The sequence below is a fragment of the Oxalicibacterium flavum genome (assembly GCF_014635065.1).
In the GTDB taxonomy this organism is placed as follows: Bacteria; Pseudomonadota; Gammaproteobacteria; order Burkholderiales; family Burkholderiaceae_D; genus Oxalicibacterium; species Oxalicibacterium flavum.
In genome coordinates this window covers 353,407-366,018 of record NZ_BMCG01000003.1, presented here as the reverse complement: position 1 = coordinate 366,018, position 12,612 = coordinate 353,407, and the positions used below count along the sequence as shown (strand labels likewise).

The 12,612-nt window shown below is 63.9% G+C and carries 11 protein-coding genes; 5 read left to right on the top strand and 6 right to left on the bottom strand.

Annotated features, from left to right (window positions below; all coding sequences use genetic code 11):
* Positions 1-421: 421 nt before the first annotated feature.
* The gene (locus tag IEV38_RS08760) at positions 422-1,975 is read left to right on the top strand and encodes an alpha-glucosidase (protein ID WP_188395802.1); all 1,554 of its coding nucleotides are present in this window, start codon (positions 422-424) and stop codon (positions 1,973-1,975) included.
* A 151-nt stretch (positions 1,976-2,126) separates the two neighbouring features.
* Here IEV38_RS08760 and IEV38_RS08755 read toward each other — a convergent pair whose 3' ends face one another.
* Entirely contained in the window at positions 2,127-2,555 is a 429-nt protein-coding gene (locus IEV38_RS08755) for an organic hydroperoxide resistance protein (protein WP_188395801.1), read from the bottom strand.
* A 140-nt stretch (positions 2,556-2,695) separates the two neighbouring features.
* Here IEV38_RS08755 and trmB point away from each other — a divergent pair, with 140 nt between their 5' ends.
* On the top strand, positions 2,696-3,412 hold the full coding sequence (gene trmB / locus IEV38_RS08750) for a tRNA (guanosine(46)-N7)-methyltransferase TrmB (protein ID WP_188395800.1): 717 nt from the start codon (positions 2,696-2,698) through the stop codon (positions 3,410-3,412).
* A gap of 195 nt (positions 3,413-3,607) precedes the next feature.
* On the opposite strand, the gene IEV38_RS08740 is transcribed toward trmB, so the two are convergent.
* From IEV38_RS08740 to IEV38_RS08720, 5 genes are all read right to left on the bottom strand, one after another.
* The gene (locus tag IEV38_RS08740; protein ID WP_188395799.1) at positions 3,608-6,040 is read right to left on the bottom strand and encodes a TonB-dependent receptor; all 2,433 of its coding nucleotides are present in this window, start codon (positions 6,038-6,040) and stop codon (positions 3,608-3,610) included.
* 87 nt (positions 6,041-6,127) lie between these two features.
* Positions 6,128-7,180, bottom strand: a complete 1,053-nt coding sequence (locus IEV38_RS08735; RefSeq protein WP_188395798.1) for a FecR domain-containing protein — start codon at positions 7,178-7,180, stop codon at positions 6,128-6,130.
* A gap of 32 nt (positions 7,181-7,212) precedes the next feature.
* Positions 7,213-7,740, bottom strand: coding sequence for a sigma-70 family RNA polymerase sigma factor (locus IEV38_RS08730; protein ID WP_188395797.1), 528 nt, complete (start codon positions 7,738-7,740; stop codon positions 7,213-7,215).
* 179 nt (positions 7,741-7,919) lie between these two features.
* Positions 7,920-9,740, bottom strand: coding sequence for a DNA helicase RecQ (recQ, locus tag IEV38_RS08725; RefSeq protein ID WP_188395796.1), 1,821 nt, complete (start codon positions 9,738-9,740; stop codon positions 7,920-7,922).
* Between the two features lie 48 nt (positions 9,741-9,788).
* Positions 9,789-10,061, bottom strand: a complete 273-nt coding sequence (locus tag IEV38_RS08720) for a YkgJ family cysteine cluster protein (protein ID WP_229728948.1) — start codon at positions 10,059-10,061, stop codon at positions 9,789-9,791.
* Positions 10,062-10,256: 195 nt separating this feature from the next.
* Between IEV38_RS08720 and IEV38_RS08715 the strand changes: the two genes are divergently transcribed.
* Genes IEV38_RS08715 through IEV38_RS08705 form a run of 3 tightly spaced genes read left to right on the top strand, consistent with a single transcriptional unit; the run spans position 10,257 to position 12,596 of the window.
* On the top strand, positions 10,257-10,922 hold the full coding sequence (locus IEV38_RS08715; protein WP_188395795.1) for a protein-L-isoaspartate O-methyltransferase family protein: 666 nt from the start codon (positions 10,257-10,259) through the stop codon (positions 10,920-10,922).
* Between the two features lie 19 nt (positions 10,923-10,941).
* Positions 10,942-11,265 (top strand): rhodanese-like domain-containing protein, encoded by a 324-nt coding sequence (locus tag IEV38_RS08710; protein WP_188395794.1) that lies wholly within the window; start codon positions 10,942-10,944, stop codon positions 11,263-11,265.
* Between the two features lie 23 nt (positions 11,266-11,288).
* Positions 11,289-12,596: a TolC family outer membrane protein gene (locus IEV38_RS08705; RefSeq protein ID WP_188395793.1), complete on the top strand. Its 1,308-nt coding sequence runs from the start codon at positions 11,289-11,291 to the stop codon at positions 12,594-12,596.
* The last annotated feature ends 16 nt before the right edge of the window (positions 12,597-12,612 follow it).

Genomic DNA, 12,612 nt, shown 5'->3' with positions numbered 1-12,612 from the left:
CCGTCGGCGATGCTTCATTCCTGCGCAGGCAAGGCGATACGCGCTGCCGGTTCGGCCGCCTGCCGCAGCACCGGCACCATCTGCGCGAAGGCGGTGCGTTGCCGGTCGGCATCCGGCAATCGCAGCACAGGAGGGCGGCACGCCCGGTGCATCAAACCCGTGCCCGGCCCGATGTTAAAATGCCAAGCTAATTTTCGGCGTAGCGGCCTTCGCGCGGATACGCAGGGCGCCGCCTGTTGCAGCAACGAAATGTATCGCCGCAGGTACCGCACGCGAACGGTCCGGCGAGGTGCCGCGATGCGCTTCTCGTGACTTTCCTTCTGCGGCAGGATCAAAAATTGCTTCGTTTCAAGCCAGCCCGGCTGGCCCTGCCATGCGCCAGAAGACACAGGGCGGTCCGCTTCAAGACAAGGTTTGATGCATGATTATTTATCAGGTCTATCCCCGCAGTTTCCAGGATTCGAACAACGATGGCATCGGCGATCTGGCCGGCATCGAGATGAAGCTCGATTACATCAAGAGCCTGAATGTCGATGCGATCTGGATCAGCCCCTTCTTCAAGTCGCCGATGGTTGACTTCGGCTACGACGTGTCCGACTATCGCGACGTCGATCCGATCTTCGGCAACATGGACGACTTCAAAAGCCTGCTGGCGGCGGCGAAGACGCATGAGATCGGCGTCATCGTCGATATGGTGATCTCGCACACCTCCGAGGAGCATCCATGGTTCAAGGACAGCCGCCTCGGCCGCAACGGCAAGTCGAACTGGTACCTGTGGGCCAGCCCGCAACCGGACGGCAGCCCGCCCAACAACTGGGTCTCGGTGTTCGGCGGCCCGGCCTGGCGCTGGGATGCGGAGCGCCGCCAGTATTATTTCCACTCGTTCTTCTCGAGCCAGCCCGACCTCAACATGCACAATCCCGAAGTGCAGAATCAGGTGCTGTCCGACATGCGCTTCTGGCTCGACATGGGCGTCTCCGGCTTTCGCTTCGACGCCTGCAACCACGTCTTCCAGGACCTGCAGCTGCGCAGCAATCCGCCGCGCGAGGACGTCAGCAACGCACTGCATCCCTACGGCTTCCAGGTGCATGTCTATGATCAGGCGCAGCCCGAGATGCTGCCCTTCCTCGAAAAGATCCGCGTGCTGCTCGACGAATACGGCGCCTTCAGCCTGGCCGAGGTCGGCGGCCACGACGCGATCAAGCTCATGGGCCAGTACACCGAGCCGGGCCGCCTGCATTCTGCCTACAGCTTTTCGCTGATGCAGCCCGACAGCAGCGCGCAGCGCGTGCGCGACGTCATCACCGAACTCGAAGCCAACATCCCCTATCCCAACGCGCCGTGCTATGCCTTGAGCAACCACGACAAGCCGCGCGTGGCGACACGCTGGGCCAACGGCCGCGACCGTGCCGACACCGCCAAGGAAATGCTGGCGCTGCTGTTCGCCATGCGCGGCGACGTCTGCATGTATCAGGGAGAGGAACTCGGCCTGCCGCAGGCCGACGTGCCCTTCGACCGCATCCAGGACCCGTTCGGCAAATCGTTCTGGCCCAAGTTCAAGGGCCGCGACGGCTGCCGCACGCCGATGCCGTGGACCGGCGGCTCGCACGGCGGCTTCAGCGTGTCCGAACCGTGGCTGCCAGTCACCGACGAGCACCGCGCGCTCAATGTGAGCGACCAGGAAGCCGATCCAGATTCCGTGCTCAACTTCTACCGTCAGGTGATCGCCGTGCGCCGCGCCAGCCCGGCGCTGGAAAAAGGCCATATCGAACTGCTCGAAGCGCCGCACGCGGTGCTGGCCTTCCGCCGCAGCTGCGACGAACAGCAGCTCGTCTGCCTCTTCAACATGGATGTCATCGAACACGTGGTGCAATGCGCACCCTACTCGGGCATGCTGCTGGGCCGGCGCGTCACGCTGGATCAGCACAGCGTCACGCTCGGGGTCAACGGATTTTGCATCCTGCAGGAAAAATAGGAAGCAAAACGCGATTCGCGCTCGCGCGACTCCTTCACGGTGCTCCGGCAGCGAGGAATCATCCTCATACTGCCGGAAACCGGCACCGGCTCTTCGGTTGTGTTTCCCGAACGCTGCCGCTGCACTGCAATAGCAGCTGCGGCTCGCGTCCTTACACCAGGGTCAGCGTCACGTCGATGTTGCCGCGCGTGGCATTGGAATACGGGCAGACGATGTGCGCCTTGTCGATCAGGGCCTGGGCCTGATCGCGCTCCAGCCCCGGCAGCGAGATTTTCAGTTCGACTTCGATCGCAAAGCCGGTCGGTACCTGGCCGATACCGACATTGCCCTGCACCGATGCCTCCTTGGGAATCGCGATCTTTTCCTTGGAGGCAACGAACTTCAGCGCGCCGAGAAAGCAGGCCGAATAGCCGGCTGCGAACAATTGCTCGGGATTGGTGACGGCGCCGCCGGCGCCGCCGAGTTCCTTGGGCGTGCCGAGTGCAACGTCGAGCACGCCGTCGGACGACACGGCGCGGCCGTCACGGCCGCCGGTTGCGGTTGCCTGGGCGCGGTAGAGGACTTTGTCGATGATTGCCATGGTGACTCTCCTTGAAAGATGGACAGGTTTGAAAGCAAGGCAGCCCGCTTGGTTCCGGTTCGCCTGCGGCATGGCAGGCGCGCTACCACGGTACAATACGCGGCCTCAGATTCGAACCACCATTTTCACCCCTTTCCAGCATGACCGACCAGACCGACAACGACGGCAAGAAGCCGCTTTTCTACGATCCGACCGAACACCGCATCCGCAGCTTCGTCACGCGTGCGGGCCGCGTGTCCAATGCTCAGGCGCGCGCGTTCGACGAGTTCGGTCCGCGCTTCACGCTGCCTTATCAAAAGGCGGTGCTGAATGTCGAGGAAACGTTCGGCCGCAAGGCGCCCGTGATTTTCGAGATCGGCTTCGGCATGGGCGAAACCACGGCGACCATCGCCACCGGCATGCCGGACAAGGATTTCATCGGCGTCGAAGTGCACACGCCGGGCGTCGGCAGCCTGCTCAAGCTCGCCGGCGAAGGCAACCTCGCCAACGTGCGCATCATCCAGCACGATGCGTATGAAGTGCTGACGCACATGATCGCGCCGGAATCGCTCGACGGCGTGCACGTCTTCTTTCCCGATCCGTGGCACAAGGCGCGCCACAACAAGCGCCGCCTGATCCAGCCGCCGATGGTGGCGCTGCTGTCGTCGCGCCTGAAGAGCGGCGGCTACCTGCACTGCGCGACCGACTGGCAGGAATACGCGGAACAGATGCTGGAAGTGCTGGGCGCCGAGCCCACGCTGCAGAACACTGCCGACGGCTACGCGCCGCGTCCCGACTACCGTCCCGTGACCAAGTTCGAGAACCGCGGTCTCAAGCTCGGGCACGGCGTGTGGGATCTGGTGTTCAGGAAGAAATAAACCCTAGAACTGCCCGCGCAGCGTCAGCATCCAGCTGCGCGGCTCGCCATAGATGTTGCCGTAGCTGGTGGAACCCAGGCGCGCGTAGTAGTGCTTGTCGAACAGATTGTTGACGTTGAGCGCGAGATCCCACTGCTCGGTCAGCCGATAGCCGACGCGCGCATCCCAGACCGCATCGCCGCCCTGCGAGTATCGTCAGAAATCGATGCTGGCCGACAGCATATAGGTACGTGGCGCAGCCGACGTGACCATCTGGTAGGCCGGAGACGAATCCCAATAGCGGCGGTTGAACACATTCTCGACAGTAGCGCGGAACAGAACGGGATGACTGGCGATCCTGGCGGCATAGCGTGCCCCCAAATCAAAACGCGTCCATGAAGGAATCGTTTCGGTGTTGGCTGCGTCGTATGGCATGGAAGACGAGTAGATCACACGCGCAATGGACGTCAGGCCGGGCACCTGCCTGATATCGTACTCGGAACCCAGCTTGACCGACCAGGTCGGTATGCCAAAAGCCCTCGCACCGTTGAACCGCCCGCCCGGGGTGTCGGTCAGGATTGCTCGGGTCCATGCCGCGCCACCCAGCAGGCGCAGACCGCGCGCCGCCTCGCCAAACATGGATAGTTCTACCCCACGGTTGCGCTGTTCTCCGGCCAGGCGATAGAAGTTATCCGTATCCAGAAAGCCGCTCGGACGTTTGATTTCGAATGCACTGAGAGTGGTGGTGAAGGTTCCCCAGTCCACCTTGGCTCCCACCTCCCATTGCTTGGAAACAAAGGGAGCAAAGACTTCGCCGGGATTGTTTGCGGTGGATGGCGCCACCGCGCCTTGCGATAGGGCCTCGACATAGTTGACGTAGATCGAGAGCTTGTCGACGGGCTTAACGACCAGACCCAGCGCGGGCGTGTTCGCACTGCGATTGTAGTTGGACTGCCAGGCGCCAGTGTTCCAGACGTAGGAAGTTACATCGATCTTCTGGTGACGCAGGCCCAGCGTCAGCAATAGGCGCTCGTCCAGCATCGACAGCGTGTTGGTGATCGCGTAGCTGCGCAGGTTCACATCATTCTGAGGAAGAAGCGATCCGTCAAAGCTCATGTCGCCGGGTTCGCTCAGGCGGGCTGGATGGTAGATATTGCTGTTATCGCCCCATGCCGATGTCGGATTGTAGGCGCTGACCTTGGAGTTGTACTCGGTAGCCGCCAGCACGACGGTATGCTTGACGGGACCGGTCTCGAGATTGAATCGCGTGTTGAGTTCGCCGCTATGAGTCTTGTTCCTTTCCCTGATCCCAAAGGCGCTGAAAGCAATGTCTCCGGCGTCATTGATGATTTCGCCCCATGGTGAATTAGCCTTGCGCCTGGTCTCGGCCATGCCAACCGCACCGCCAATACTCCAGGAACTGGTCAGATCGAACTCGGCACGAGCCATGCCGAACACGTAATTCTTGTCTTGATACGACCAATCCGGATAGGGATTGATATCGCCGCGTGGCGCTTCTGGAACCGTGGGGGTCCACACAAAGTAGTTGTTCCTGGCACCGCTGATCTTCTGGGTGCTCGCGCCCACGTCGGCGCTCGCGCGCAAACGCTCGCCGCGATAATCCAAGCCCAGCGTCGCGTTGGAGATGCGCTGCTTCTCGTGATCAACCGCCGAGTCGCCATCACGATGAGCCGCGTTCAGGCGGATGCCAAAGGCATTGTCCCGGCCGAAGCGGCGCCCGATGTCGACATGCGCGCCCAGGTTGCCGTCGCTCAGATAATTGGCCGTGACGCGGTTGAGCGGAGCATCGTCGGCGCGCTTGGGCACCAGGTTGATCGAGCCGCCGGCCGTACCGCGAGGCGAACTGCCATTGAGCAGCGTGCTCGGTCCCTTGAGTACCTCAACCCGCTCGATACCCTCCAACTGCACGCCTTCGACGCTGGCGATGCCATACAGGCCATTGAAGCCGATTTCGGAGCGCTGGTATTCAAACCCGCGGATAATAAAATTATCGAAGAACCACGGACCACCGCTGCTCACACCCGGCGTGTTGTCCAGCACGTCAGTCAGGCTATGGGCCTGCTGATTCCGGATCAGTTCCGAGGTATAGGCGGTCACACTGAACGGCATGTTCATCACGTCGACGTTACCCAACATTCCCAGCCTGGCGCCGCGCGCCACTTGCCCACCGGTATAGGCAGGGGGCAAATCATCGGCATGTGAACCGGCCATGACGCTGACGGCTGGCAATGTGGTTTCAGAATTGGTGGCGGCCGGAAGCACACGTAGTCCAAAGCTGCCGTTCTCCGCCTGCGTCGCCTGCAACTGGCTGTTCCTCAACAACGCATCCAGCCCTTCTTGCAACGAATACGTTCCCTTCAACGCAGGAGCGCTGCGTCCTTGCACCAGCGCCGGATCGAATGACAACGTGATGCCTGCCTGCCGCGAGAAGCGATTCAAGGCATCTTCCAGCGCGTCGGCAGGTAGATCGTAGGTCTTGCGTTCGACAATGCTCTGTGACCAGGCTGGGGTCGGGATTCCAGAGATCGTCAACAAGACCATTCCGGACAACGCAGCGTGGATCAGTAGAGCCAGCGGCTTGGCACGCAGGCGGAATGGACGACGGAAAATGCTCGGTTCAGGCTTCATGAAAAGGTCTCCAGTTTCAGGTAGTGATGCCTGTATGCCGGACGAACCACGCAAAACCCGTAATGTCCTTTGAAAATCTTTTGCCAATTACATCGGCTGCAGCGTGACCCAGTAGCGCGTATGGCTGACCATCGCGATCGGCAGCGTCTGCACCAGCGATGCGAGCGCGCGGTCGGTGTCGTCGAGCTGGAACACGCCGGACACGCGCAGATCGGCAATCGCCGGATCGCAACGCAACCAGCCTCTGCGGTGACGCGCAAGCTGCGCGACCAGATCGCCGAGCCGCATCTGCCGTGCCACCAGCGCACCGTCCAGCCATGCGGTGGCATCGAAGGCGATTTCTTCCAGCGCGCGTGCGCGGCCCTGCGCATCGATGCGCCAGGCCTCGCCTGCGGCGGCGATCAGATCGCTGCTGTTGCCATCGCCCTCGCCGGCACGGATCGCGACGCTGCCCTGCGCCACCTGCAGGCGCGTGTGTTGCGCTTCCTGCTGCACCAGGAAGCCGGTACCGATGGCTTCCAGCCGCGTCTGTGCGGTGCGCACGAAGAAGCGGCGACGTCCACCGGCATGATCGCCATCGCTTCCGGTCTGGATGAAGATTTCGCCGCGATGCAGGACGATGGTGCGCTGCGTCTCGGTATAGCGCACGTCGATCGCGGTGTCGGTATTGAGCGCGACACGCGTGCCGTCCGGCAGCGTGATACTGCGGCGCTCGCCGACAGCCGTCGCATGATCGGCCGCCAGACTGGCGCTCCACGTGCGCCAACCGGGTTGCCATCCCGATTGAGACAGCGACAGCGCGCCGACGGCAACGCCGACACCGCCCCAGCCCAGCACGCGCAGCGCCTTGCGCCGCGACTGGCGCGTGCCGCGATGATGCACGACCGTTTGCAGCGTGCGCGCCGCATGCGCGCGCTGCGTCGCCTGCACCGCCGCGAAGCCCTGCTCCACCGCCTGCAGTTCCTGCCACGCGGCTTCGTGCGCGGGCGCGGCCTGCCGCCATGCCTGCACTTCCTGCTGCAGGCGGCGCTGTGCGGCATCGTCCAGCATCCCCGAGCGCAGCCGCACGATCCAGGCGATGGCCTGATCGAGCGCATCGGAAGAGACGTCGCGGCTGGCGGAGGAAGAAGCGGAACTCATGCGGGCAGGAAACTGGCTGGCGGATGGAACATTCAGGCCGCCTGCAGATGTGCGCGCCGGAAGGCCAGGCAATGCCGAATCGCGGCCGCCATGTATTTCTCGACCGAGCTCAGCGACACCCCGAGACGCGCCGCAATCTCGGGGTAGCTCATGTCTTCGAGGCGCGACATCAGGAAGGCACCGCGCGCCTTCGGATTGAGGCCGTCGAGCAGCGCATCGAGCGCGAGCAGGGTTTCCATCAGTGCCAGCCGCGCCTCGGGCGAGAACGCCTGCGGCTCCGGCAGCTGCGCGATCACTTCGAGATAGGCGCGCTCGACGTCCTGCCGCCGCACGTGGTCAACCACCAGGCCATGCGCGATGGAAGTCAGCCACGCGCGCGGCTCGCGCAACCCCTGCACCTCGTGCGGCCGGCCCAGCACACGCACGAAGGTGTCCTGCGCCAGGTCGGCCGCATCGAAGGCATTGCCGAGCTTGCGCCGCAGCCAGCCGAGCAGCCAGCCGTGATGGTCGCTGTAGAGCGCGCTCAGTTCGTGTTGCAGGGAATTTTCCGGGGCTGACATGCTGGATATACCGATCGACCTGACTGCAGGGACGGCATGCCCCAAATGCAGATAAGAATCATTATCGATCGATTGTAGCCAAGCGCGCCGGGCGGCGCAATTCGCACCGTGCAGATGGTCGCGTGCGCGCCACAGATGACCAGATGCGATGCGTCACGCAAGGCGTCGAGAAATGACGATCAGCCTTCCGCGATCAGCGCGACGATCTCGGCGCCGTAGCTCTCGAGCTTCTTCTCGCCCACGCCGCTAACGCCGCGCAGCGCGTCGAGCGTGGTCGGCTGTACCTTGGCGATCTCGCGCATGGTGGCATCCTGGAACACCACGTAGGCCGGCACATTGTGCTTGCGCGCGGTTTCCATGCGCCACCAGCGCAGCCTTTCGAAGACGGCCTGCTCTTCCGGCGTGAGATCGGTTTCGACATAGCCCTTCGGCTTGCTGGTGCGACGTGCCTTGACCGGCTTCTGGTATTCGCGCAGCTGCACCGTTTCCTGTCCCTTCAGGATGGGACGCGCCGCCTCGGTCAGCTTGAGCGCGCCGTAGGACTCATGATCCACCGCGATCAGCCCGAGCGCGATCGACTGCCGCAGGATGGCGCGCCACTCGGCCTCGCTGCGGTCGGCGCCGATGCCGAAAGTCGAGACTTTGTCGTGGCCCCACTGCTTGATCTTTTCCGAATCGGCACCGCGCAGCACGTCAAGCACGTGCATCGCGCCGAAGCGCTGATCGACACGATAGATCGTCGAGAGCAGTTTCTGCACCGCGACCGTGGCGTCGAACGAACGTGGCGGATTGAGGCAGGTATCGCAATTGCCGCAGGGCTGCGACGGCTGGCCGAAGTAATCGAGCAGGCGCACGCGGCGGCAATGCAGGGTTTCGCACAGGCCGAGCATGGCGTCGAGCTTGGCGGCCTGCACGCGCTTGAAGGTTTCGTCGGCGTCCGATTCGTCGATCATGCGGCGCTGCTGCACCACGTCCTGCAGGCCGTAGGCCATCCATGCGCTGGCCGGCAGGCCGTCGCGGCCGGCGCGCCCGGTTTCCTGGTAATAGCCCTCGATGCTCTTGGGCAGGTCGAGGTGCGCGACGAAGCGCACGTCCGGCTTGTCGATGCCCATGCCGAAGGCGATCGTCGCCACCATCACGATGCCATCCTCGCGCAGGAAGCGCGACTGGTTGACGCTGCGTGTGGCGAATTCCATGCCGGCGTGGTACGGCAAGGCGGTCAGGCCGTTCTCGTTGAGGAATTCGGCGGTCTCCTCGACCTTCTTGCGCGACAGGCAATAGACGATGCCGGCATCGCCCGCATGTTCGCTCTCGATGAAGTCGAGCACCTGCTTGCGGCCGTTGGCCTTCTCGACGATCTGGTAGCGGATGTTCGGACGGTCGAAGGACGACACGAACATGTGCGCGTCCTCGAGCTGCAGGCGATGCGCGATCTCGGCGCGCGTCTGGTGATCGGCGGTGGCGGTCAGTGCGATGCGCGGCACCTGCGGGAAGCGCTCGTGCAGCACCGACAGCCTGATGTACTCGGGACGGAAGTCGTGGCCCCATTGCGAGACGCAGTGCGCCTCGTCGATCGCGAACAGCGCGATGCGCACGGTTTCCAGCATGTCGAGGCAGCGCGGCGTCATCAGGCGCTCGGGCGCCACGTACAGCAGGTCGAGCTCGCCGGCGCGCAGCGCGCGCTCGACGCGCAGCGTCTCGTCGAAATTCTGGGTGGAATTGAGAAAGGCCGCGCGCACGCCGACCTCGGCCAACGCATCAACCTGGTCCTGCATCAGCGCGATCAGCGGCGAGATCACCACGCCCACGCCGTCGCGCAGCAGCGCCGGAATCTGGTAGCACAGCGACTTGCCGCCGCCGGTCGGCATCAGCACCAGCGCATCGCCGCCGCGCGCCACCGCATCGACGATGGCCGCCTGCTCGCCGCGGAAGGACGGATAGCCGAACACCGTTTCCAGGATGTGCAGGGCGCGGGCACCCAGATCGTCACGTGTGTTCATCGGCGGTTCGGTTCTTGTCGTTGGTGTTGCTGGATACGGTGTTGGCGTTCATGCTGCCGTCAATTGCTCGAGCCGCGTCAGGAAGCGCATCGCATGCGCCCGCGTGGCGCCGCACATCTCCGGTTCCGGCTGCAGGCTCGCGCATACCGCCGGCCGCTCGGGGCGGCCGAAGATGCGGCAGCGGTTGACCTCGTCGAGCTGCACGCAGCGCATGCCGGCCGGCTTGCCCAGCGGCATGCCGGGAATCGCGGAGGAAATCGACGGTGCGGTGCAGCAGGCACCGCAGTCGGGGCGGCAGGCCGGCGCCTCATTGACCATCATGCAATAAACCGGAACGGGAAAAAGTACGGACAGACCGCATTTTAACGTGCCGTCGGCACCGGGCGCCGCATCGTTTTGCCGGCATCGCCGTTTTTGTCCGCCGCACCGGGCCGGAAAAGGCGAAGCTGTTGCGATCCGGCACGTATCCTTTGCTAAAATGCCGTCTTTCCTTCTTTTCGTTACCAAGCCATCGCCATGAATATCGAACAAGCCCGTTTCAACATGATCGAACAGCAGATCCGTCCGTGGGACGTGCTGGATACGGACGTGCTGGATCTCCTCGTCGTCGTCAAGCGCGAGGCCTTCGTGCCGGCCGCCTACCGCGCGCTTGCCTTTGCCGACAGCGAAATCCCGCTGCCGGGCGGCGAGAACATGCTGACGCCCAAGCTCGAGGCGCGCATCATGCAGGAACTGGCGGTGCAGAAACACGAGAACGTGCTCGAGATCGGTGCCGGCTCCGGCTACATGGCGGCACTGCTGGCGCACAAGGCGCGCCACGTGACGACGGTCGAGATCAATCCCGAACTGAAGGCCATGGCCGAGAAGAACCTGGCCGACTATGGCGTGACCAACGTCGAAGTTGCCGAAGGCGATGCCGCCCAGGGCTACAAGGGCCTGGTGCAGCCGAACGCGCCGTACGACGTGATCGTGGTGTCCGGTTCGGTGCCGGTGGTGCCGGAAGGCCTGCTGGCGCAGTTGAAGGTCGGCGGCCGCATGTTCGTCGTGGTCGGCACGCTGCCGGCGATGACGGCGCAGATCATCACGCGCACCTCGGAAGTCAATTTCGACACGGTCGGCAAGTTCGAGACCATCGTCAAGCCGCTGCGCAACGTGCCGGCACCATCGCCCTTCAAATTCTGAACCGGAAAAAGGCACGCACATGCAACAGTTGACTGCACCGGAAGTCGCCGCGCTCATCGCCGAATCTTCCGCCAACAGTCCTCTGTTGCTGGACGTGCGCGAACCCTGGGAATTCCAGACCTGCCGCATCGATGGTTCGGTCTCGATTCCCATGAACACCATTCCCGGTGAAATCGACCGGCTCGATCGCGAGACGCCCGTCGTCTGCATCTGCCATCACGGCATGCGCAGCCTGCGGGTCGCGCACTTCCTCGAAGCCAACGGCTTTACCCAGGTCATCAATCTCAGCGGCGGCATTCATGCGTGGGCGCAGCAGGTCGATCCTGCCATGCCCACCTACTGAACCCGCCGCGCCGGGACCACGCGATGCGTCTGCTGAAGCTTTTCTCCCTGTGCGCCGGCTTCTCCCTGTCCATGGCGGCTTCCGCCACCGATCTGCTGCAGGCCTATCGCGATGCGCTCGTCAACGATGCCGTCTATGCCAGCGCACGTGCGCAACTCGCCGCCGGCCAGGAAGCGACCGTGCAGGGCCGCGCCGGCCTGCTGCCGCTGATCGGCATTTCCGGCGCCAACGAGCGCGTGCGGCGCGATGGCGTGCCCGAGTACAGTTCGCGCGGCTATTCGCTGTCGCTGTCCCAGCCGCTCATCGATCCGGCAGCATGGCAGAACTACGAACAGGGAAAACTACAGACAGCCGTCAGCGAGACCGCGTTCACCTTCGCCGGCCAGGACCTGATCCTGCGCGTGGCGCAGGCCTATTTCGACGTGCTCGCAGCGCAGGACACGCTGGCCTCGCTGCGCGCGCAGATGACCGCGATCGAGGAACAGCTGGCATCGGCCAAGCGCAACTTCGAGGTCGGCACCGCGACCATCACCGATACGCATGAGGCGCAGGCGCGCCACGACCTGGCTTCGGCGCAGGAACTGGCAGCGCGGAGCGATCTCGAGATCAAGCGCGCCGCGCTCGAGCAATTGACGGGCAATCCTGCCGGCGCGCTGGCGACGCTGCGTGCCGACGCCGAGCTGCAGCCGCCGCAGCCGATGCAGATGGCGCCCTGGGTCGCGCAGGCGGAAGAAGGCAATCTGGACGTGATCAGCCGCCAGCTGGCGCTGCAGATCGCGCAGCGCGACATCACGCGCAACCGTGCCGGCCATTACCCGACCGTGGACCTGGTGGCGAGCCGCAGCGACACGCGGCAACGCAACAACATCCTGGACCAGAACGGTACCGGGCCGACCACCTCGGTCGGCGTGCAATGGTCGATCCCGCTCTACAGCGGCTTTGCCGTCACCAGCCGCGTGCGGCAGGCGATCGCGCTGGAAGACAAGGCGCGCGCCGATCTCGAATCGTCGCGCCGGATCGCCGCGCAGAGCGCGCGGCAGGCATGGTCGGGAGTCACCAGCGGACTGGCGCAGGTCAAGGCGCTGGAAGCGGCCGAGCGCTCGAGCGCCTCGGCACTGGAATCGAATCGCGTGGGATACGAGGTCGGCATCCGCATCAACCTCGACGTGCTCGATGCGCAACGCCAGCTGTACGCGACCCAGCGCGACCTGGCGGTGGCGCGCTACGACACGCTGGTCAATGCACTGCGTCTGAAGTCTGCGGCCGGCGTGCTGCAGGAAGACGATCTGGTGCGCATCAACACGCTGCTGCAAGCCCCCGCTGCCCGCTGAACGCGGGATCGAACCT

Excerpts from the sequence above, each read along its gene's own strand:
- IEV38_RS08755 (WP_188395801.1), bottom strand. The coding sequence starts at position 2,555 with ATGGCAATCATCGACAAAGTCCTCTACCGCGCCCAGGCAACCGCAACC.
- IEV38_RS08730 (WP_188395797.1), bottom strand. The coding sequence starts at position 7,740 with ATGTCAGCCCCGGAAAATTCCCTGCAACACGAACTGAGCGCGCTCTAC.
- IEV38_RS08705 (WP_188395793.1), top strand. The coding sequence starts at position 11,289 with ATGCGTCTGCTGAAGCTTTTCTCCCTGTGCGCCGGCTTCTCCCTGTCC.
- recQ (WP_188395796.1), bottom strand. The coding sequence starts at position 9,740 with ATGAACACACGTGACGATCTGGGTGCCCGCGCCCTGCACATCCTGGAA.
- IEV38_RS08710 (WP_188395794.1), top strand. The coding sequence starts at position 10,942 with ATGCAACAGTTGACTGCACCGGAAGTCGCCGCGCTCATCGCCGAATCT.
- IEV38_RS08715 (WP_188395795.1), top strand. The coding sequence starts at position 10,257 with ATGAATATCGAACAAGCCCGTTTCAACATGATCGAACAGCAGATCCGT.
- IEV38_RS08735 (WP_188395798.1), bottom strand. The coding sequence starts at position 7,180 with ATGAGTTCCGCTTCTTCCTCCGCCAGCCGCGACGTCTCTTCCGATGCG.
- IEV38_RS08740 (WP_188395799.1), bottom strand. The coding sequence starts at position 6,040 with ATGAAGCCTGAACCGAGCATTTTCCGTCGTCCATTCCGCCTGCGTGCC.
- IEV38_RS08760 (WP_188395802.1), top strand. The coding sequence starts at position 422 with ATGATTATTTATCAGGTCTATCCCCGCAGTTTCCAGGATTCGAACAAC.
- IEV38_RS08720 (WP_229728948.1), bottom strand. The coding sequence starts at position 10,061 with ATGATGGTCAATGAGGCGCCGGCCTGCCGCCCCGACTGCGGTGCCTGC.
- trmB (WP_188395800.1), top strand. The coding sequence starts at position 2,696 with ATGACCGACCAGACCGACAACGACGGCAAGAAGCCGCTTTTCTACGAT.